Genomic DNA, 19388 nt, shown 5'->3' with positions numbered 1-19388 from the left:
GATCACGCTGGGCACAATCGTTGCCCACGACGACGACCGCACGTAGGTTTGTGGCGGTTGTCCCTGCTCTCTCGGAGGTTGTCTGCCCGATGTCGGTGCGCTCTGTTCTCACGTTCCCGAACCCGGTCAACGACTACGCTGCACGCGCCACCGCGGGACTCGTCGTCGCCCTCGCGATCGTCGCGGTCTCGGTGGACACCCCCGTGCTCTACGGGATCCTGGCCCTCGGCTTCGTCCTGCGCGTGGCATCGGGCCCCACGCTGTCCCCGTTCGGGCAGCTCTCGGTGCGTTTCCTCGTGCCGAAGATCATCCGGAAAGAGAAGCTGGTACCCGGCCCGCCCAAGCGGTTCGCCCAGACCATCGGACTCGTCGTGAGCGGGACCGCGTTCGTACTCAGCCTGCTCGGCTTCGGGCTGGCCGCGCAGATCACCACAGGCGTGCTGATCGCGGCCGCGACCCTGGAGTCCGTCTTCGGCTTCTGCCTGGGGTGCACGATCTTCGGATTCCTGCAGCGCCGGGGCGTCATCCCGGAGTCGGTGTGCGAGGCGTGCAACAACATCTCGCTGCGCACCCCGGCTGCCGTCTAGCGCCGCCCATTCACGACCAACGGCCGTGCCCACCACCGCACGAGGTGGTGGGCACGGCCGTCAGTCGTGAAAGTGGTCGGTTCAGCCGTCGGACTTCACCGATCGGTCCGGGACCGTCATCGCCATCATCATGATCTCTGTCTCGCTGTAGTCGCGCCCGGGGTGTTCGGCCGCGAGGTGGGCCTGGACAGCCGGCACGAAGTCGGCCTCGAGGGCCGTGATGGACTCGCCGCAGGGGCACCGCAGGTTATATGCCATGTGTCGCATGGTAACCGGATCACCGGACCCTCAGTCGAGGATTCCCAACGCGATCCCGTCGAGAATGTCGTGTTCGCTCACGACCAGCCCGGTGATGCCGGCCCGCTCGGACAGGACTCTCGCGAGTTCGAGGGTGACCACGGCTCCACCGCCGATCACGTCGACGCGGCCGGGGTGCATCGGCCCCAGGGCCGCGCGGTCGGCACGTGTCATGCCGATCACGTTTCGACAGACCCGGTCGAGTTCGGGTAGCGAGATCGTCGACAGGTGGATCTTCTCGGAGTCGTATTCGGGCAGGCCGGCACCGAGCGCGGCGAGGGTCGTCATCGTCCCGGCCACGCCGACCCAGGTGCGGGCCGACTCCACCGGCACCGCGGCGAACGCCTCGGCAAGGCGTGCGCGTGCGAACTCGGTCGCGGCGGCCAGTTCGTCCGGGGTCGGCGGGTCCGAGGGCAACGCCCGCTCGGTCAGACGGACACATCCGATGTCGGCCGAATACGCGGCGGTCACGCCGTCGGAATCTCCGAGGACCACCTCCGTCGATCCGCCGCCGAGGTCGGTGACCACGAAAGGCCCGTCCGCCGAATCCAATTCACCGACGGCGCCGCGGAACGACAGCCGCGCCTCCTCGTCGCCGGTGATGACCTCGGCGATCGCACCCTCGGACACGCAGCCGAGCAGATCGGCGGTCATGGCGAAGAACTCGTCGCGGTTGGACGCGTCGCGGGTGGCCGACGTCGCGACCATCCGAACCTTCTCGACGCCGAGCGACTCCATCGTGTCGACGTAGTCGCTCAGCGCGACCCGCGTCCGCTCGATGGATTCCGCGGCGAACCGTCCCGTCGCATCCACCCCGTAACCCAGTCGGACGACCCGCATCTCACGATGGAGGTCGATCAGACGCCCGTCGGGACCCGGCTTCGCCACGAGCAGGCGGATCGAGTTGGTGCCGCAGTCCACGGCTCCGACGACGCTCATCCGTCGTTCCCCGTGGGCTCGGTCGGCTCGGCCGGCTCGGGCCAATCCTCCGGAATCGCGGTGCCGCGCAATCCGTTCGCGGCCGCGAGCGCCACCGCCTCGTCACCGAGCGGATTGAGTCCGGGCCCCTTCGCCAGCGAGTGCGCGATCAAGACGTGGAGGCACTTCACCCGGTCCGGCATGCCCCCGCCGGTGAAATCGGTGCCGAGCGGCTCGATCGCGTCGCGTTCGGCGAGATAGTCCTCGTGCGCGCGCCGGTAGGCGGCGGCGAGTTGCGCGTCGTCGTGAAGGCGCGCGGTCATCCCCTTCATCACGCCGGCCGACTCCTGACGACTGGCCTCGGCGGTCAGACGCGGATCGGTCAGGTAGTAGAGGGTCGGGAACGGCGTGCCGTCGGGCAGCCGGGGCGCGGTCTTGACCACGGCGGGCTTGCCGTCGGGCGTGCGGTAGCTGATCTCGAGGACCCCGCGTGGTTCGCGCCCGAGCTGGGCGGCGACCGTGGCGAGATCCTCCGCGGAGACGTTGCTGTCGGCGGTGTTCACTCGACGGGACTCACTGCACGCCGGGTGGGGTCGACAAGGTGTCCCAGAGGTTTCCGTACCAGGGCGCGCGGGCACGCTCCTCGGCGCGTTCGGCGGCCTCGCGCCGCGCCTCGTCGGCGGGGAACAACATCACGAGCGGGATCTCTCCTGGTTTGACGAATTGCAGACGCGTCCGCGCCTGGGCCTCGATGTAGGCGGGATCGTTCTGCTCGTTGACCTTCTGCTGATAGTCCGCGACCTCGCGCTGTAGCTGCTCGTTCGACGCGGTCAGCTGACGGAATTCCGACCGCTGACTGAAATACGTCCGCAGCGGCATCGCGAGGGTCAGCGCCACGACGCACACGACGACGACGGTGATGACGAGCGTCGCGAGACTTGCGGGAGTCATCTCGATTCCGCGTAACCGGGCGCCGAGTCCGCCGCGGGCGGGACGGCGGCGCCGGTTCCGCGACGCGCGGTCGCGTCCGACCCGACCGGCATCGACATCGGTATCCGGTGCGTCGGCGGCAGCCGGGCCGGTCGCGTCGGTCGGCGGCTGCTGCCCACCCACCTCGACCATGTCCTCGGGCGTCACCGGCTGGGCCGGGCGAGCGTGCCGCCGCGTGCGACGGGCGCGTTCGCGTGAGCGCGCGTCTACCCGACGATCGCGCCCACGCTGACGCCCGTCACCGCGGTGACGTCGCTGCGAAGCCATGCAGACAGCTAATCACGAACCAAACGAGAATCGCGGGAAGGCGAGGTCGCCCGCGTACCGTGCCGCGTCGCCGAGTCCTTCCTCGATGCGCAGCAGCTGGTTGTACTTCGCGACGCGCTCCGAGCGGGCCGGGGCACCGGTCTTGATCTGCCCGCAGCTGCAGGCGACCGCGAGGTCGGCGATGGTGGTGTCCTCGGTCTCTCCCGACCGGTGGCTCATCATCGTCTTGTAGCCGTTGTTGTGCGCCAGCGCGACGGCGTCGAGGGTCTCGGTCAGGGTGCCGATCTGGTTCACCTTCACCAGCAGCGCGTTCGCGATGCCCTTGGAGATCCCCTCCTCGAGGCGCTCGGGGTTGGTCACGAACAGGTCGTCGCCGACGAGCTGCACCCGGTCGCCGATCGACTCGGTCAGCTTGGCCCAGCCGTCCCAGTCGTCCTCGGCGAGTCCGTCCTCGATCGAGACGATCGGGAAATCGGTGATGAGCTTCTCGTAGAACGACACCATCTCGTCGGCGCCGAGCTCCTTGCCCTCGAGCTTGTACACACCGTTGGAGAAGAACTCGGTCGACGCGGCGTCGAGCGCGATGACGACGTCACGGCCGAAGTTGTAGCCGGCCTTGCCGACCGCCTCGCCGATGATCGCGATCGCGGCTTCGGTGTTGGGCAGGTCCGGGGCGAAACCGCCCTCGTCGCCCAGCGCGGTGTTGAGGCCCTGCTTGTGCAGGACGGACTTCAGCGCGTGGTAGACCTCGGCGCCGCAGCGCAGTGCTTCTTTGAAGGTCGGCGCACCGACCGGGGCGATCATGAATTCCTGGAAGTCGATGCCGTTGTCGGCGTGCTCGCCGCCGTTGATGATGTTCATCATCGGCACCGGCAGGATGTGGGCGTTGGGTCCGCCGATGTAGCGGAACAGCGGCAGCCCGGCCGATTCGGCGGCGCCCTTGGCGACCGCGAGGGAGACACCGAGCAGCGCGTTGGCGCCGATCCGGCTCTTGTCGGGGGTGCCGTCGCAGTCGAGCAGCGCCTGGTCGACGAGGCGCTGTTCCTCGGCCTCGATACCGATCACGGCCGGGGCCAGGTCCCCGAGGACACCTTCGACGGCCTTGGTGACGCCCTTGCCCAGGTACCGTTCGCCACCGTCGCGCAGCTCCACGGCTTCGTGCTCGCCGGTGGACGCACCGGACGGCACTGCGGCACGGGTGAAGGTGCCGTCGTCCAGGACGACCTCGACCTCGACCGTCGGGTTGCCCCGCGAATCGAGAATCTCACGCGCACCTACCTGCTCGATGATTGCCACGGTTGCACCCCAATCTCGGTGGACTACTTCGTCGGCGATATCCCAGGAGGCGAGTCCTCCGACGGGGCCGCCTGCGCCGACGACGGCCGGTTCTGGTGCCGGCCGATACGCAAGAGCCTAGTGGCTGCGCCGAAGCCGCACGTGACAAGGTCGGCGCAACCGGCACAGCTGTTCACCCGCGACGGTCAGAAGCGGACGTTGATCGAGTAGGCGTTGGCGTGGTCACGCACGTCGAGGACGTAGGCCATCGAGTTGTTGTAGGTCCGGACGGCCTTCTCCCACCCCTCCGGATTCGTCATGTCGTTGCCGGAGGAGACACAGAGGTAGCGGGCCGCAGAGAGGGCGGCGTCATCGATGTTGTCGGGGTCGGGCACGCCGTCGCCGCTGGCGTCGACTCCGTAGCGCTTCCACGTCTCGGGGATGAACTGGAACGGTCCCATCGCGCGGTCGTGGGTGGCATCACCGTCGAGGGCGCCGCCGTCGGTGTCGCGGATCTCCATGTTCCCGCGGGTGCCGTCGAGTTTGGCGCCGCGGATGGGCGGGCTGACGTCTCCGTTGTCGGCCACCTCCGATCCGCGGTACTGGCCGTGCTTGCTCTCGACGCCGGCGATCCCGGCCAGTGTCGTCCAGGCGATGCCGCACTCGGGATGTTGCTGGCGCTGGATCTCGGCGGCGTTGCCGTAGGCCTGCAGGGAGACGATCGGGATGCCGGTGGACTCCGAGATCGGCACCGCCCAGTCGTGCATCTTGTTCGCGGTACGTCCGGGCGCGTTGATGTCGATGTAGGGCTGCGGCACTCCCGCTCCCGGCGGGATGCCCTCCGGGATGTCCGGCCTGCTCAGCGACGGCAGGTCGATGCAGCCGGCGAGCAGGATCGACGACGCGATCGCCACGGTCGAGGCCACGAGGCCGTTCTTCCACGACTTCGGCCGCCTCGCTCGTCGACGCACCGCATCCCGGCCCTCCACACGCATGCCTGCCCTACTCCTGTCCCGGTCGGGGTGATTTCGCGGGCGGAACCGCCCGAGGGGACCACGATCGCACAACCGATCGGCTCTCGGCGAAAACCACCACACAGTCTGCTGACTCAACTGACCGCGGTGGAGTTCGGTTCCCGGGCGCCGGGAGCGAAGCGAGCGGGTCCGATGTGTGCGGCGCCGGGAGCGAAGCGAGCGGGCCTGATGTGTGCGGCGCCGGGACGAAGCGAGCGGGCCCGATGTGTGCGGCGCCGGGAGCTAAGCGAGCGGGCCTGTTGGTGCGGGGGCGCCGGGCCCCGCCGTCAGCCGACCGGTGGGCCCACGGTCCGGAACCCGATGTTGCTCGCGGTCGATTCCGGCGTGTTGTGTGATCGCGCGGCCACCCGGTAGCGATGGCAGTACGAGTCGTGGCAGAGGTGGCTGCCGCCGCGGAGGACGCGGGCGCTCCCCCGACCCGGCCCCGTCGGATCGGTGCGGTCGGACACGCGGTAGTACCGCGCGCTGAACGTGTCGGCGCACCATTCCCACACGTTGCCCGCGCATTGGTACAGACCGTGACCGTTGGGCTCGAACATCCGCACGGGCGTGGTGCCGACCCGGTCGGTCGGCTCGTTCGGGAAGTCGCCTCGGAAGATGTTGCACCGCGGATCGTCGGCGGTCGGCGGCTCGTCGCCCCACGGGAACCGCGCCCCGTGCAGTCCTCCCCGGGCCGCGTACTCCCACTGGGCCTCGGTCGGCAGGGCGCGTCCGGCCCACGCGCAGTAGGCCTGCGCGTCGCGGTGACTGACGTGGACGACGGGATGGTCCGCCAGGCCGTCGACGACGCTGCCCGGACCCGCGGGGCGACGCCACGACGCACCGTCGACGGCTAGCCACCACGGGGTGCCCGGTACGGGTTCGCCGGGCGCGGTCGCATAGGTGTGGAAGACCGCGGAGCCGCCGAAGATCTCGGCGTCGGTCCGGTGACCGGTTGCCGCGACGAAGGATGCGAACGCGGCGTTGGTCACCGCGGTCGCATCGATCGAGAACGCGCTGAGCTCGACCTCGTGCACCGGCGTCTCACCGTCGGTGCGATACCCCTCGTCGAACGCATCGCCCATAGCGAAGACCCCCGCCGGGATGTCCACCGTCTCGACGAGGTGCGGCCCGGATCCGCCGCCGGCCGGCTCGCCCGCCGGCGGAGGCGACCCACCCGCGTCGTGGTGGGCGGGTCGGTGGGGATGACAACAACTCACCCCGCCATGATGCCGCGATCCATCAGGGCACCGAGGATGAGCGACGCCAGCCGGTCGATGTCCGCGCCGGTGGTGTCGAATCGCAGGTCGGGGTTCTCGGGACTCTCGTAGGGCGCGTCGATGCCGGTGAGCCCGCGCAGTTCGCCGCGGCGGGCGCGTTCGTAGAGTCCCTTGGGGTCGCGGCGCTCGCATTCGGTGACGGGCGTCGACACGTGGACCTCGATGAAGTCGAGGTCGGCGGCGCGATGGAGTTCGCGGGCGATCTCTCGGTCGGAGCGCAGTGGCGAGACCATCGACGCGATCGCGATGACCCCTGCGTCGGCGAAGAGCCGGGCGACGTGTCCGACACGGCGGATGTTCTCCGCACGGTCGCCGGCCGAGAAGCCGAGGTCGTCGGAGATCCCGTGCCGGATGTTGTCGCCGTCGAGGAGATAGGCGACGCGGCCGCGGCTGACGATGGCTCGTTCGAGGGCGACGGCTACCGTGGACTTGCCCGACGCCGGCAGACCGGTGAGCCACACCGTCGCGCCGCGCTGTTCGGTGTGCGCCCAGCGCTCGGCTCGTGCCAGCGAACTCGGGTGCCACTTGATGTCGTTGCGGGTTGCCTTGCCGGGGATGACTTCTCGCGGCTCGAGGATCGTCCCCGCGCCCACCGTGTCGTTGGACGCCTCGTCGATGAGGATGAACGCCCCGGTGTCCCGGTTGCTCGCGTAGGGATCCGCCGGCACCACCGACGACGTCCGCAGCGTGACGGTGCCGATGTCGTTGAGCGCGAGTTCGCCGGGCGCGACGTGCTCGATCAGGGTGTCCGGGTCGAGACGCCGCTCCAGGGACTGGACGGTGGCACGCACCGTGGCGGGGCCGTGTTTGAGCGCGACGCGGTCCCCGGCCCGCAGCGGAGAGTTCGACAGCCAGCACACGTGCGCGTCGATCTCCCGGGCGAGGACCGGTAGGTGCGCGCCCTGCGCACCACTGACGATGATGTCGCCGCGTCCGATGTCGATGTCGTCGGTGATCTGGATTCCCACCGAGAGCGGGGCCACCGCAACGTCTCTCGACGGGTCGAGGGTGTCCAGCGCGGAAACGGTCGATCGACTGCCCGAGGGCAGCACGACGATCTCGTCACCGACGCGCAGGGTTCCGGAGGCGAGCCGGCCGGTGTACGTACGCCGGTCCGACCCGGCCCTATTCGACTCCCCAGGACGCGACACCCACTGGATCGGCAGGCGCAGTTCCTCGGTCACCGGCGCGGGCGCGTGCAGTTCGACGTCCTCGAGGTACTCCAGCAGGGTCGTGCCGGAGTACCACGGTGTGTTCGACGAGCGGTGCACGACGTTGTCCCCGTGCTTGGCGGCCACCGGGATCGCCGGGATCTCCCCGATCCCGAGTTGCACGGCGAGTTCGGCGAGATCGGCGCGGATCTCGTCGAAACGGTGCTCGGAGTAGTCGACGAGGTCGATCTTGTTGACTGCCGCGATCACGTGCGGCACGCCGACGAGTGTGGCGATCCGCGCGTGCCGCCGGGTCTGCCGCAGCAGACCGTGCCGGGCGTCGACGAGCAGGATGGCGACGTGCGCATTGGACGCCCCGGTGAACATGTTGCGGGTGTACCGCTCGTGCCCGGGAGTGTCGGCGAGGACGTAACTACGTGTGGGCGTGGAGAAGAAGCGGTAGGCCACGTCGATCGTGATGCCCTGCTCGCGTTCGGCGCGCAGGCCGTCGGAGAGGGCCGCGAGGTCGACGTCACCGTCACCGTCGGTGACCGCGGCGAGGTGATCGGTCGGCAGGCTGCCCGTGTCGTGCAGAATCCGGCCGATCAGCGTGGACTTCCCGTCGTCGACGCTGCCCGCGGTGGCGATGCGCAGGAATTGCCGTGCGGCCGTGCTGGTCTTGTCGTCACCGGGGACAACCGGCTGCGGAGAGGTGAGAGTCATCAGAAATACCCTTCGCGCTTGCGGTCTTCCATGGCGGCACTGGACGTGCGGTCGTCGGCGCGGGTCTCGCCGCGCTCGGAGACGGTGGATTCGCTGATCTCCGCGATGATCTCGGAGATCGTGGTCGCCCTGGACCGGACGGCGCCGGTGATCGTCAGGTCGCCGACGGTGCGGTAGCGCACCCACTCGGTCCGCACCTCGTCGTCCTCGCCGGGCCGGGAATGCTCTGAGACCGAGAGCAGGATGCCGTCCCGGTCGAACACCTCCCGTTCGGCGGCGAAATAGATGGACGGGAGCTCGAGGTCCTCGAGCTCGATGTAGCGCCAGATGTCGGTCTCGGTCCAGTTCGAGAGCGGGAAGACACGCACCGACTCCCCGCGACGGATCCGCCCGTTGTACAGCGACCACGGCTCGGGCCGCTGTGCGCGGGGATCCCACTGGCCGAACTCGTCGCGAAAACTGAAGATGCGCTCTTTGGCGCGGGCACGCTCCTCGTCGCGGCGGGCACCGCCGAACGCGGCGTCGAACCCGCCCGCCTCGAGTGCGTCGAGCAGGGTGCGCGTCTGCAGCCTGTTCCGCGACCCCGACGGGTCGGTCGACTCGGCGATGCGTCCGGAATCGATGGACTCCTGGACCGAGGCGACGATGAGTTCGATGCCCTCGGGGTTCTCGGCGGTCGGCGCGACCCGACGGTCACGGAACTCGATCACCTCGTCGAAATTGTGTCCGGTGTCGACGTGCATGATCGGGAACGGCAGCGGTGCGGGCCGAAAAGCCTTCTCGGCCAGCCGGAGCAGGACGATGGAGTCCTTGCCGCCGGAGAACAGCAGCACCGGACGTTCCAGTTCGGCGACCACCTCGCGGATGATGTGCACCGCTTCGGCTTCCAGCACACGGATGGCGGTCACATGGTCGAAGCCACCGGGGTTGCCGGGCCCGTCCCGGCCGGTTGTCTGATCGAGCGAACTCTCGTCTACAGCGGTCACAGTGGATATCCGTTTCGTTCGGCGTCGTCTCGATAACGTCGGGCCCACTCCTTGGACCGCGAATTGGACTGAGGTTTCAGTGGCGGCGGGGGTGCCAATTCCGGATCCTGCCCGATCTTCTCCAGCACCCGCGCCGTCGCCTTCGCGGGATCGTGGACCAGGTCCCGGAACTCGATGTCGAGCGGTTCGATCCCCTCGGTGGCAAACCAGTTGCGCCACTGCCGTTCCTGGTCGATCAGGATGCCGGCGAGGTGCGCGATGCCACCTGCGTGATACACCGCGTCGTCGTGCTCGTCGGCGTCGGAGCCGTCATGGCGCCACACGCGGGTCTGCACCGCGCGCCACATCGACACCGCCTGCGGCACAACGTCATCGCGATAGACGTGCACGTAGAGCGGGTCGGCTCCGTCGAACAGCCAGCGGACGGAATCGCGGAGCGCACCCGAGGCTATTCGGCTGCGCGAGACGAGCAGGGGCGTCTGGTTCCACATGAGCTTGCCACCCCACACACCGTTCGGGGTGCGTCCCGCGGCCCGGACGTCAGACCGCCAGGTCGACGAATCACGGATGTCGACCACGCCCGGATCGACTGGATCGAGCAGGTCGAGGATCGTGGGATCGGTGACCCCGGCGAACCACTCACGCGGCTGCGGCGCCTGGGAGGACGCGGGAAAGTACTGGAAGAACTCCTCCGGACGACCCGCGACGCCGGTGGCGGCGAGCGACTCCACCAGCAGCGTGCTGCCGCTGCGCTGGCTCGCGCACACCAGATAGTTTGCCGGTCCCGATGAGGACGTCACTGACATGAAAGATGAGTCTAGCGAGCCGAAAAACCTCCGCAAGCTGGCCTTTTACGCGCACGACGGTCGAAACCATTGACACTGCGACCGCGCTGTGCAGCACGCAGGCCCGCGGTGTCCGAGATGACGGTTTCGCACCCCGCGCCCCTCAGCGCTCGCCCGACGTGATGTCGCCGGCCAGCTCTCGCCGAGCGCCCAGCGGACGCCGCGACGGCAACGCCTCTTCCTCCGCCGCGACCTGCGCCGCCTTGGTGTGGAATGCGTCCATGAAGGCCTGCGCGATGGCCGTTCCGGCCTCGTCGTCGGGCAGTTCGTCGCCGGTGCGGACCCGCCAGTCGGCCAGCGCTCGCGCGAGCTCGGAACGGACCTGGGCGTAGGACGGGTCGTCGGCGACATTGTTGCGTTCATGGGGATCGGAACGCAGGTCGTAGAGTTCGACCCGAGACCGATCCCGTTGTATTTCTTGCTGATCCAGCGATCGCGCGGACAAGCTGTCGGCTATGTCGAGCGGCAGCAGCAACGCGGGCCGGGCCGCGTAGTTCTCGATGTAGCTGAACTCCTTGGTGCGCACGGCCCGCATCGGGTCGAAGGCATCGTGGTAGGTCTTCTCGGTGAACACCTCGGTCCGGACGGCCGTGTCTGCCGCGCCCGCGAGGGCCGCGGCGTGCGAGTCACCGTCCACGGCATCCGGGATGTCCAGACCCACCAACTCCAGCAGCGTCGGCGTGAGGTCCACCCCGGAGAACAGGTCGTCGTAGACCGCCGGGGCGATGCCGCGCCGCGTGGGCGGCCGCATGATCAGCGCGACCCCGGTGCCCTCGGCGTACAGCGTCGACTTCGCGCGCGGGAAGGCCAGGCCGTGGTCGGTGACGAACACGATCCAGGTGGAGTCGTCGAGGCCGAGTTCGGCCACGGTGTCGAGCAGCCGGCCGACGGCGGCGTCGGCCTTGGTGATCGATCCGTGCAGGCCTGCCAGATCGTCGCGTACGTCGTCGGTGTCCGGCAGGAAGCCGGGTACGGCGATCGTGCTGGTGTCGGCGGGTTTGTACTCGTCGGCCGGGTAGGGCCGATGCGTCTCGAAGAAGCCCGCGGTGAGGAAGAACGGGCGTCCGTCGTGGGCGTGACGCCGCAACCAGTCCTGGGACTGGTCCACCACGTAGTCGCACCGCGAGTCCGAGACGTCCACCGAGTCGAAGCCGAGCCGGCCGGGATCGGCGCTCTCGTGCTGCATGCCGAAGAGCGCCGAACGGTATCCCGCGCCGGCGAGGAGCGCCGGGAGGGTCTGCACGTCCGGGAAGTACTCGAACCCGTGATGGGCGAGACCGACGAGCCCGTTTCCGTGGGGATAGCGTCCGGTGAACAGCGAGCCGCGGGCGGGCGAGCACAGGGGTGCCGTCGCGTGCGCGTCGGCGAATCGGATACCGGACGCCGCCAGGTCGTCGAGAACCGGGCTCTCGACGCCGTCCGCGCCATAACACCGCAGATGGCGACCGAGATCGTGCCAGTGCACCAGGATCACGTTGTCGCGGCGCGCGGCATCGGGGGAAGTGACCATGCACCCATGATGACGCAGACGACTCGCATCTCGGTCCCCACCCGTTGGGGCTGCATCCGACAATCCGCCCACCGCACGGCCGGACGACATCGGATCAGCGTGCGCAAAAGTCACGCCGACGACCTCCCGTGACGTATGAGCCGCTCGCGCGCGGGCCGCCCACGCTCCACCTGACGCGGCGACCGCGGCCTCACGTCCGGAGCAGGCGGACGAGCACGCCGGCGGCGTGGGCTCGCGCGGCCCGGTCCGCCTCGTCGGCATCGCCGGCCTCCAGCGCCGCGACGATCCTGCGGTGTTCGGTCACGGCATGCCGGCGGTTGTCCTCGTTCGACCACATGTCGGATCGGTACAGATGTGACTGGGTGTCGAGTTTGAGCAGGGCATCGCACAGCGGCGCATTGCCCGACAGCGACCGGACCGCGGTGTGGAAGTCGAGATCGAGTTGGGCGTCGCGGCGATGATCGGGACCGGTGTGGAGCAACCGCTCCTGCTCGCCGAAGCGCTCCCACAGGTCCGCCAGCTCGGCGCGGGTCACCCGGACCGTCGCCTGACGGGCGGCGAGTCCGTCGAGAACCTCACGGACCTCGAAGACGTGCCGCAACATCGTGTCGTCGAGCACCGCGACCTTCGCCCCGACGCGCGGGGTGTAGACGGCCAGTCCGTCCATGACGAGTTGCTGGACCGCCTCCCGGACCGGGCTGCGGGACACGTCCAGTCGGGCGGCCAGCCCCGGAACCGAGAGCGACGCACCCGGTTCGAGGGTGCCGTCGAAGATCTCGTCGCGTATGCGGCGCAGGACCGACTGCATCAGCAGGGCGCCGTCGTCTCCGTTTCCAGTCATGACCGTCTCAGCGTAGAAGGCCGGGGCCCAGAAGGCATGATCCCCGACGACCTCATCCCGCGGCCATCACGCGCTGCGCCTCACGCTCCGCGCCGGCGGGTGCGACGCCGCTCTTCATCCCGGCCAGCTTCGCGTTGATGTTCTCGGCGACGGTGATCGGCGGATATCCTGGGTGATCGGTACGGGCGCACCCGGGCAGCGTCTCGATGACGGCATCGGCGTTGCCGTCGAAGAAGAAGGCCGCCGACCGGCGACGGAGGATCCGGCCGTCGACGACCGGCGGATCGACGCGGTGCACCGTCGAGCGCCAGCGGTCATTCGTCCACCGCGCCATGGCATCCCCGAGATTGACCAGCAACGCGCCGTCGGCGGGTGCCACGTCGTGCCACTGCCCGTTGTGATCGAGCACCTGGAGCCCGGGAACCTGATCGGCCCACAGCACGGTGAGGATCCCGAAGTCGGTGTGCGCGCCCATCCCGGTCAGTTCCCCGGCGAGCTCGATCTCCCCTTCGGGCAGGGTGTAGTTGTTGAGCTTGAGAGCGTCGATGGAGTGATCGGTCATCGTGTCGAAATACCCGCGCGGCAGGCCGAGAGCATCGGTGAACGCGGTGAGCAGAACCCGGGAGAGCCCGCGCGCGGCCTCGAACCAGGTTTCCACGGCGGGGCGGAATCCCGGCGCCGCGTCCGGCCACGTGTTCGTCGGGTAGCTGGACTCCGGCAGGTCCAGGCCCGGGAACCACGAACCCTCCGATCCGACGGTGAACGCCTCGTAGAAGTCGTTCATCTGGTTGGCTGCGGCCACCCCGAGGCTCATGCTCAGCGATTCGCTCTTCGGGGGACTGTAGCCACGGTTCTGACCGGGCCGGGCGTATCGCTTCTTCACCTCGAGCGGGAGCGCGTAGAACTCGTCGAGGGCAGCAGTCAGCGCGTCGATGACACCGGGAGCGATGCCGTGGCCGACCACCTGGACGAAACCGACTCCGCTGCAGGCGTCGTCGAGGGCCCGCGCCACCGGGGCGCGTTCCGCAGGCGAGCCGAGTGGGTCGAGGTAGGGCGAGATGTCGATCGTGGGAACGGTGAACATATGTGTCCTCCGGGTGGGTTCGGGACGACGGTGGAGTGGTGGGAGATGCCGGATGAACGGTTGGTGCGGGGCGTCGTCAGCGGCGACGATTGACGGCGGCGTTCAGGATGCTGAACACACCGAAGACGAGGATGCCGAACACCGATGCCAGGACGATCGCCGCGATCAGGTCGTCGGACTGCAGACGAGCGCGATAGATGTCGAGCAGTGTGCCGATTCCCGGCTCGCCCTTGGCGAAGAACATGTCGCCGATGATGGCGCCGACCACAACGAGCCCGGAGGCGGTCCGGAAACCGGTCATCATCGACGGCAGCGCCGACGGGAACTCGAGCATCAGCAGGCGCTGCACCGGTGTCGCCTTGGACAACGTGAACAGTTCCTGCGAGGACTTGTCGACCGAGACCAGACCGAAGTGCGTGTTGGCGATGATCGGGAAGATGGCGATGATCACGCACACGATGGTGCGGGCGACCATCCCGTACCCGAACCACAGACCGATCAACGGGACGATCGCGAGCACCGGGATCACCTGTAGCACAACGGCCCAGGGGTAGATCGCGCGTTCGAGAAAGGACCCGCGGCTCATCAGGACCCCGATGGACACCCCGATGAGCGCGGCGAACACGAACCCGACCACACAGACCTTGGCCGTGACCCACAGCGCATCCAGCATGGGCCCCACGTGATCCGGGTCCAGCAGCGACTCGAACAGCACGGTGTGCGGGGGCGGGAGCAGGAAACGCCGTGCGGGACTGAGGATCAGATAGGTGACCGCGTACCAGGCGCCGATGCCGACGGCGAGCGACAGCACGGGAGGGGCCCCGTACCGCAGCACGGCCGCGATCCGGCGACGCGCGGCACCCTGCCGCGACGGTGTGGGCGGCTCTGCAGCGGGCTCCGACGGCGAGGCGGGTCCGTGTTCCGCGCCGGTGGCGGGACGGGATCGGGCAGCGGTGGTCATCGTGCACCTCGGAGGGTCTCGGAGATCTCGGCGACGCGATCGGTGAAGCGGGCGTCGTAGCGCAGGTCGGGATGTCGGGGGTGGGCGAAGTCGATGCCGATGTCGGCGACGATCCGCCCGGGGCGCGCCGACATGACGACCACCCGGTTGGCGAGGAAGACCGCCTCCGACACCGAGTGCGTGATGAACATCGCGGTGAACCGTCGCTCGGCGTAGAGCCGCTGCAACTCCGATTGCATGTCGAGCCGGGTCATCTCGTCGAGCGCACCGAAAGGTTCGTCGAGAAGCAGCAATTCGGGTTCGGAGGTCAGCGAGCGGGCAAGCGACGCGCGCATCTTCATGCCACCGGACAGCATGCGGGGCAACTGGGACTCGAATCCGGTCAGACCGACCGCGTCGATCGCCGCCTGCGCCCGGCGCCGGCGTTCACCACGCGGCAGCCGGGCGATCTCGGCACAGAGCTCGACGTTGCCCCGCACGCTGCGCCAGGCGAGGAGGGTGGGTTCCTGGAAGATGAACCCGACCGATTCCGTGGCGAGCGCCACGCTCCCCTCCGTGGGCCGCTCGAGCCCCGCAACCATCCGGAGCAGGGTCGACTTGCCGCATCCCGACGGTCCGACGACGGCCACGAAGTCGCCGGCGCGCACGTCGAGGTCGACTCGGTCCAGCGCACGAGTCCCGGAGTCGAATCGCTTCGTCACCCCGGAGACGGAGGCGACGACATTCTTGGTGAGATGACGCGCATCCACGTCGTTCACCGTGTCGTAGAGTTTCATCCGGCCTTCCCGTTCCCCACTTGTCTACATGTAATCAATGGCTGCTGTCTGCACTCTCATGATTGATTACATGTATTGCGGAATGATGACCACATGTAAACACTGGGTCACCAGGACCCCGGTTTCGACCTCGACGCGACGCTCTGTTGTGAGCATACTTGCAGTTCAGATAGGTTTCGGGCGAAGTTGGGTTGCTGCGGCCGGCATCCGAGACCGGCTGGCGCAATCCGGATCGGCCATTTAGCTTTCACATGTAGATCGCGAAAGTGTCGCGAATACCGGCATCAGTCCAGGAGATCCCATGACCCCTCACCCACCGTCCCGTATCCGCCACTCGCGTCTGGCCGCGGCCGCCGCGGCGGCGACGGTCTGCGCGGCCGTTCTCGCCGGATGCTCGAGCTCCGGGTCCGACGACACCGCGGCGTCGACCCTGCCGTCGGCGCCGGCCGAAACCACCCTCGCCGGGACCTGCCCCGACAACATCGTGATCCAGCTCCAGTGGCAACCGCAGTCCGACATGGCCGGGGTCATCGGACTTCTCGGCCCCGGGTACACCGTCGACACCGACAACAAGTCGGTCTCCGGGCCCCTCGCCTACGACGGCATGGACACCGGAGTGGACATCACGTTGCGCGCGGGCGGACCCGCGATCGGATTCCAGTCGGTCCCGTCGGCGATGTACTCCGACGACTCCATCCACCTCGGTCTCGTTCACGGAGATCAGATGATCTCGGCGGCCAAGGACCAACGCGTCGTCGGCGTGACGCCACTGCTGCAGTACAACCCCTCGATCATCATGTGGGACCCCGCGTCTCACCCGGAGGTGAAGACGATCGCCGACATCGGCCGGTCCGACGCCAGCGTCGTGGTGTCGAAGGATCAGATCTTCCCGCAGTGGCTGGTGGCGAAGGGCCTGCTCAAGCAGAGCCAGCTCGACACCAGTTACGACGGCGCGCCGGCTCGTTTCGTCGGCGACCCGTCCATCACCCAGCAGGGGTTCGCGAACTCCGAGCCCTACACCTACGAGAACGAGACCCCGTCGTGGAACAAGCCGGTGGGCTACGCCATGGTGAAGGACGCCGGATACGACGTGTACGCGTCGAACGTCTCGGTGCGCGCCGATGACGTCGCGGAGATGTCGCCATGCCTGGAGAAACTGGTCCCGATGATCCAGCAGACCGGCAAGAACTACGTGGCCGCGCCCGACGCCGTCAACGCCACCATCGTCGACTGGGTCTCCCAGGACGTCTCGTTCACGCCGTACACCGCCGGTGAGGCCGCGTACTCGGCCGGCCTGCTCAAGGACCGCGCGGTCATCGCCCCGGGCGCCGACGGCGTGTACGGCAGCTACGACATGGCCAAGGCGCAGAACGTGATCAACGACCTCGTGCCGATCCTGAACGCCGGCGGCGCCGACCTCCCGCCGTCGCTGCCCGCCGACCAGCTGTTCACGACCGAGTTCATCAGCGAGCAGATCCGCTGACCGACGTGACAGCATCATCCCTGACCACAGTGAGGACCACGATGACCGAGACCACCCCCATGCACTCACCAGCCGACCTGGAGAACATGGCCGACATGGCCGAGCTCGATCGCGAACGCCGGATGGGCGGGCTGGGAACCGAGACCACCGCCCGCGAGATCCGACGCATCAGCCTCGCCGACCTGGACAACCGCCGGGACGAGATCGCCGACCAACTCTGGTCGGCCGCAACCGACATCGGATTCTTCCAGGTCGTCGACCACGGCATCGACCTGGCCGCGGTGGACCACGCGTTCGACATGTCCGCCCGGTTCTTCGCACTCCCCCGCGAGGTCAAGGCGCAGTATCCGCTCAAGAAGGGGCAGAACGCCGGCTGGGAGTATCGCACCCAGGTCCGCCCGTCGATCGGGACCCCGGACCAGAAGGAGTCCTATCAGTTCACCCGCCCCCGCATGGAGGGCCTGTGGCCGAGTGAGGACGAGCTGGCCGGGTTCCGCGCCACCATCGAAGATTTCGAGCACCGGTGCTGGTCGCTGGCGATGACACTGCTCAGCTGCTTCGCCGAGCGCCTCGGTCTCGAGCGGGACTTCTTCACCCGGGCGCACGACCCCTCGTCGGACACCTACCAGAGCACCCTGCGGCTGCTGCACTACTACGCCTTCCCCGACGAGCTGATCGATACCGAGAACAGCTGGCGCGCAGGCGCACACACCGATTTCGATGCCCTCACCCTGCTGTTCCAGCGGTCCGGCCAGGGAGGTCTCCAGGTGTTGCCGGGGGCGGAGGCCGAGGGTCAGGCCTGGACGTCGGTCGAACCGTCCGACGACGCCATCACCTGCAACATCGGCGACATGCTGATGCGCTGGTCCGACGACCGGCTGCCGTCGAACTTCCATCGGGTCCGGGCTCCGCGGCGGGGCGAGTACACCGGTCCGCGCTACACGCTCGCGTACTTCGCACAGGCGAACTCCGACGTGCTGATCGAGAGCGCCGGTGGCACCTATCCCCCGATCACCGCTGCCGACTATCTCGCCCAGCGCATCGCCGCGAACTTCGCGAAGTGATGGACGCACACTCCGCCGGGGCCGCCGATCCGTCGGCGGCCCCGGCCTTCTGCGACGTCGCGGTGTACACCGCGGGTCGATGGCGGCCACACTGCGACATCCACGTCGCCGACGGAATCGTCACATCGATCGACCCGACCACCCGTCCCGGCGGGGAGACCGGCGGATTCGTGATCCCCGGGTTCGTCAACACCCACACCCATCTCCAGCAGACCCTCATGCGCGGTGTCGCCGAATGCACGCCGCTGCTCGAATGGTTGCTGGCCGTCGGCGAGGAGTCGGTGGCGATCACACCCGAGCGGGCCTACCTCGCCGCGGTGTCGGCGTGCCTCGAGTTGCTGCGATCGGGCACGACCACCGTCGTCGAACACATGTGGCCCCACCCGTCCGGCGAGGTCCATGACGCCGTCGTCCGGGCGTTGCGCGACACCGGAATCCGCGCAGTCCTCGGTCGTGGGGTCGCGGACCGGGCCGACCCGACCCGCAAGTGGGGGTTCGAGCCCCGGCTCATGCAGCCGCTCGGCGACGTACTCGAGCACGTCGACCACCTCCGGAACGAGGTGGCCGGGTCGCGGATCTCGATGGCTCTGGCGGTACCCAATCCGCGCTCGGTCACCGACGCCGGGATGCGGACGATCCGCGAGTTCGCCCAGGACCGCGGAATGCCGGTGTCCATCCACCTCCTCGAGACCGGCACCGACGAGCAGATGTGCCTGCAACACACCGGGTTCGGCGCCGTCGACCATCTCGACCGCAACGGCTTCCTGTGGAACCAGGTCCTCGCCGTCCACTGTGTGGAGCTCGACGACGCCGGCCAGCGCACCCTGGCCGCCCGGGACGTGGCCGTGTCACACAACCCGTTGTCGAACATGCGTCTCGGTAGCGGGGTGGCCCCGGTACCGGCGATGCTGGACCGCGGACTGGCCGTCGGCCTGGGTGTGGACGGTGCCGCCAGCAATGACACCCAGGACATGCTGGCGACGTTGCGCACCGCCGCGTATCTCCAACGCGCCGTCCATCGGCGCGCCGACCTGCTCGGCTTCGCCGAGATGCTCGACATCGCCTGCGGTGGAGCGAACTCCGCGCTCGGTCTGCCTGCGGTCGTCGGCGGGGTCACGGTCGGGGCACCCGCGGACCTCACGCTGGTGCGCTTCGACCGCGATTACGCCACCCTCCCCGTCCGCGACCCCGGCGCGTCGCTGCTCACCACCGGGTCGCGGTCCATCGTCGACACGGTGATGGTCGGCGGCGAGATCCTCGTCGAGGACGGCCGGAACACCCGGGTCGACGAGGCGGAGTTCACCAAACAGCTCGCCGCGCTGGACGTCTGAGGTAGG

General features: G+C 68.6%; 19 protein-coding genes. 4 read left to right on the top strand and 15 right to left on the bottom strand.

Going from position 1 to position 19388, the window contains the following annotated elements; genetic code table 11:
- Positions 1-89: 89 nt before the first annotated feature.
- The gene (locus tag AC3B6C_RS15225; RefSeq protein ID WP_014926044.1) at positions 90-587 is read left to right on the top strand and encodes a DUF4395 domain-containing protein; all 498 of its coding nucleotides are present in this window, start codon (positions 90-92) and stop codon (positions 585-587) included.
- Positions 588-668: 81 nt separating this feature from the next.
- Here AC3B6C_RS15225 and AC3B6C_RS15220 read toward each other — a convergent pair whose 3' ends face one another.
- The 15 genes from AC3B6C_RS15220 to AC3B6C_RS15150 all read right to left on the bottom strand — a co-directional run bounded on the left by AC3B6C_RS15220 (position 669) and on the right by AC3B6C_RS15150 (position 15504).
- The gene (locus tag AC3B6C_RS15220) at positions 669-845 is read right to left on the bottom strand and encodes a hypothetical protein (protein WP_010841742.1); all 177 of its coding nucleotides are present in this window, start codon (positions 843-845) and stop codon (positions 669-671) included.
- A gap of 30 nt (positions 846-875) precedes the next feature.
- Entirely contained in the window at positions 876-1823 is a 948-nt protein-coding gene (locus AC3B6C_RS15215; RefSeq protein ID WP_488373345.1) for a Ppx/GppA phosphatase family protein, read from the bottom strand.
- A complete protein-coding gene (locus tag AC3B6C_RS15210; RefSeq protein WP_010841740.1) occupies positions 1820-2365 on the bottom strand; it encodes a DUF501 domain-containing protein in 546 nt (181 codons plus the stop codon). The genes AC3B6C_RS15215 and AC3B6C_RS15210 overlap by 4 nt, the downstream gene beginning before the upstream one ends.
- A gap of 10 nt (positions 2366-2375) precedes the next feature.
- Entirely contained in the window at positions 2376-3059 is a 684-nt protein-coding gene (locus tag AC3B6C_RS15205; RefSeq protein ID WP_055474952.1) for a septum formation initiator family protein, read from the bottom strand.
- A 12-nt stretch (positions 3060-3071) separates the two neighbouring features.
- The gene (gene eno / locus AC3B6C_RS15200; RefSeq protein WP_010841738.1) at positions 3072-4355 is read right to left on the bottom strand and encodes a phosphopyruvate hydratase; all 1284 of its coding nucleotides are present in this window, start codon (positions 4353-4355) and stop codon (positions 3072-3074) included.
- A 185-nt stretch (positions 4356-4540) separates the two neighbouring features.
- The gene (locus AC3B6C_RS15195; protein ID WP_488373344.1) at positions 4541-5329 is read right to left on the bottom strand and encodes a lytic transglycosylase domain-containing protein; all 789 of its coding nucleotides are present in this window, start codon (positions 5327-5329) and stop codon (positions 4541-4543) included.
- A gap of 305 nt (positions 5330-5634) precedes the next feature.
- On the bottom strand, positions 5635-6567 hold the full coding sequence (locus AC3B6C_RS15190) for a formylglycine-generating enzyme family protein (RefSeq protein WP_488373343.1): 933 nt from the start codon (positions 6565-6567) through the stop codon (positions 5635-5637).
- Positions 6564-8501 carry an adenylyl-sulfate kinase gene (gene cysC / locus AC3B6C_RS15185; RefSeq protein ID WP_010841735.1) on the bottom strand — a complete coding sequence of 646 codons (1938 nt, stop codon included), beginning with the start codon at positions 8499-8501 and terminating at the stop codon, positions 6564-6566. Before cysC ends, AC3B6C_RS15190 begins: the two co-directional genes overlap by 4 nt.
- Positions 8501-9487 (bottom strand): sulfate adenylyltransferase subunit CysD, encoded by a 987-nt coding sequence (gene cysD / locus AC3B6C_RS15180; RefSeq protein WP_488373342.1) that lies wholly within the window; start codon positions 9485-9487, stop codon positions 8501-8503. Before cysD ends, cysC begins: the two co-directional genes overlap by 1 nt.
- The gene (stf0, locus tag AC3B6C_RS15175) at positions 9484-10293 is read right to left on the bottom strand and encodes a trehalose 2-sulfotransferase (RefSeq protein ID WP_488373341.1); all 810 of its coding nucleotides are present in this window, start codon (positions 10291-10293) and stop codon (positions 9484-9486) included. Before stf0 ends, cysD begins: the two co-directional genes overlap by 4 nt.
- 142 nt (positions 10294-10435) lie before the next feature.
- Positions 10436-11842 (bottom strand): sulfatase family protein, encoded by a 1407-nt coding sequence (locus tag AC3B6C_RS15170; protein WP_488373340.1) that lies wholly within the window; start codon positions 11840-11842, stop codon positions 10436-10438.
- 190 nt (positions 11843-12032) lie between these two features.
- A complete protein-coding gene (locus tag AC3B6C_RS15165) occupies positions 12033-12683 on the bottom strand; it encodes a GntR family transcriptional regulator (RefSeq protein WP_010841731.1) in 651 nt (216 codons plus the stop codon).
- 52 nt (positions 12684-12735) lie between these two features.
- Positions 12736-13767: an isopenicillin N synthase family dioxygenase gene (locus tag AC3B6C_RS15160; RefSeq protein WP_488373339.1), complete on the bottom strand. Its 1032-nt coding sequence runs from the start codon at positions 13765-13767 to the stop codon at positions 12736-12738.
- A gap of 76 nt (positions 13768-13843) precedes the next feature.
- On the bottom strand, positions 13844-14728 hold the full coding sequence (locus tag AC3B6C_RS15155) for an ABC transporter permease (RefSeq protein ID WP_014926032.1): 885 nt from the start codon (positions 14726-14728) through the stop codon (positions 13844-13846).
- Positions 14725-15504 carry an ABC transporter ATP-binding protein gene (locus AC3B6C_RS15150; protein ID WP_488373338.1) on the bottom strand — a complete coding sequence of 260 codons (780 nt, stop codon included), beginning with the start codon at positions 15502-15504 and terminating at the stop codon, positions 14725-14727. Before AC3B6C_RS15150 ends, AC3B6C_RS15155 begins: the two co-directional genes overlap by 4 nt.
- A gap of 301 nt (positions 15505-15805) precedes the next feature.
- On the opposite strand from AC3B6C_RS15150, the gene AC3B6C_RS15145 reads away from it, so the two are divergent.
- Genes AC3B6C_RS15145 through AC3B6C_RS15135 form a run of 3 tightly spaced genes read left to right on the top strand, consistent with a single transcriptional unit; the run spans position 15806 to position 19382 of the window.
- Positions 15806-16987: a hypothetical protein gene (locus tag AC3B6C_RS15145; protein ID WP_014926031.1), complete on the top strand. Its 1182-nt coding sequence runs from the start codon at positions 15806-15808 to the stop codon at positions 16985-16987.
- Positions 16988-17028: 41 nt separating this feature from the next.
- Positions 17029-18051, top strand: a complete 1023-nt coding sequence (locus AC3B6C_RS15140) for an isopenicillin N synthase family dioxygenase (protein WP_488373337.1) — start codon at positions 17029-17031, stop codon at positions 18049-18051.
- Positions 18051-19382 (top strand): amidohydrolase family protein, encoded by a 1332-nt coding sequence (locus tag AC3B6C_RS15135; RefSeq protein WP_488373336.1) that lies wholly within the window; start codon positions 18051-18053, stop codon positions 19380-19382. Before AC3B6C_RS15140 ends, AC3B6C_RS15135 begins: the two co-directional genes overlap by 1 nt.
- Positions 19383-19388: the final 6 nt, after the last annotated feature.

Source organism: Gordonia sp. 11cp (assembly GCF_057767225.1).
The sequence above is the reverse complement of the archived record's forward strand: the minus strand, read 5'-3'. Positions and strand labels throughout refer to the sequence as shown.

Excerpts from the sequence above, each read along its gene's own strand:
- AC3B6C_RS15225 (WP_014926044.1), top strand. The coding sequence starts at position 90 with ATGTCGGTGCGCTCTGTTCTCACGTTCCCGAACCCGGTCAACGACTAC.
- AC3B6C_RS15220 (WP_010841742.1), bottom strand. The coding sequence starts at position 845 with ATGGCATATAACCTGCGGTGCCCCTGCGGCGAGTCCATCACGGCCCTC.
- AC3B6C_RS15215 (WP_488373345.1), bottom strand. The coding sequence starts at position 1,823 with ATGAGCGTCGTCGGAGCCGTGGACTGCGGCACCAACTCGATCCGCCTG.
- AC3B6C_RS15205 (WP_055474952.1), bottom strand. The coding sequence starts at position 3,059 with ATGGCTTCGCAGCGACGTCACCGCGGTGACGGGCGTCAGCGTGGGCGC.
- AC3B6C_RS15195 (WP_488373344.1), bottom strand. The coding sequence starts at position 5,329 with ATGCGTGTGGAGGGCCGGGATGCGGTGCGTCGACGAGCGAGGCGGCCG.
- cysC (WP_010841735.1), bottom strand. The coding sequence starts at position 8,501 with ATGACTCTCACCTCTCCGCAGCCGGTTGTCCCCGGTGACGACAAGACC.
- stf0 (WP_488373341.1), bottom strand. The coding sequence starts at position 10,293 with ATGTCAGTGACGTCCTCATCGGGACCGGCAAACTATCTGGTGTGCGCG.
- AC3B6C_RS15170 (WP_488373340.1), bottom strand. The coding sequence starts at position 11,842 with ATGGTCACTTCCCCCGATGCCGCGCGCCGCGACAACGTGATCCTGGTG.
- AC3B6C_RS15165 (WP_010841731.1), bottom strand. The coding sequence starts at position 12,683 with ATGACTGGAAACGGAGACGACGGCGCCCTGCTGATGCAGTCGGTCCTG.
- AC3B6C_RS15160 (WP_488373339.1), bottom strand. The coding sequence starts at position 13,767 with ATGTTCACCGTTCCCACGATCGACATCTCGCCCTACCTCGACCCACTC.
- AC3B6C_RS15155 (WP_014926032.1), bottom strand. The coding sequence starts at position 14,728 with ATGACCACCGCTGCCCGATCCCGTCCCGCCACCGGCGCGGAACACGGA.
- AC3B6C_RS15150 (WP_488373338.1), bottom strand. The coding sequence starts at position 15,504 with ATGAAACTCTACGACACGGTGAACGACGTGGATGCGCGTCATCTCACC.
- AC3B6C_RS15145 (WP_014926031.1), top strand. The coding sequence starts at position 15,806 with ATGACCCCTCACCCACCGTCCCGTATCCGCCACTCGCGTCTGGCCGCG.
- AC3B6C_RS15140 (WP_488373337.1), top strand. The coding sequence starts at position 17,029 with ATGACCGAGACCACCCCCATGCACTCACCAGCCGACCTGGAGAACATG.
- AC3B6C_RS15135 (WP_488373336.1), top strand. The coding sequence starts at position 18,051 with ATGGACGCACACTCCGCCGGGGCCGCCGATCCGTCGGCGGCCCCGGCC.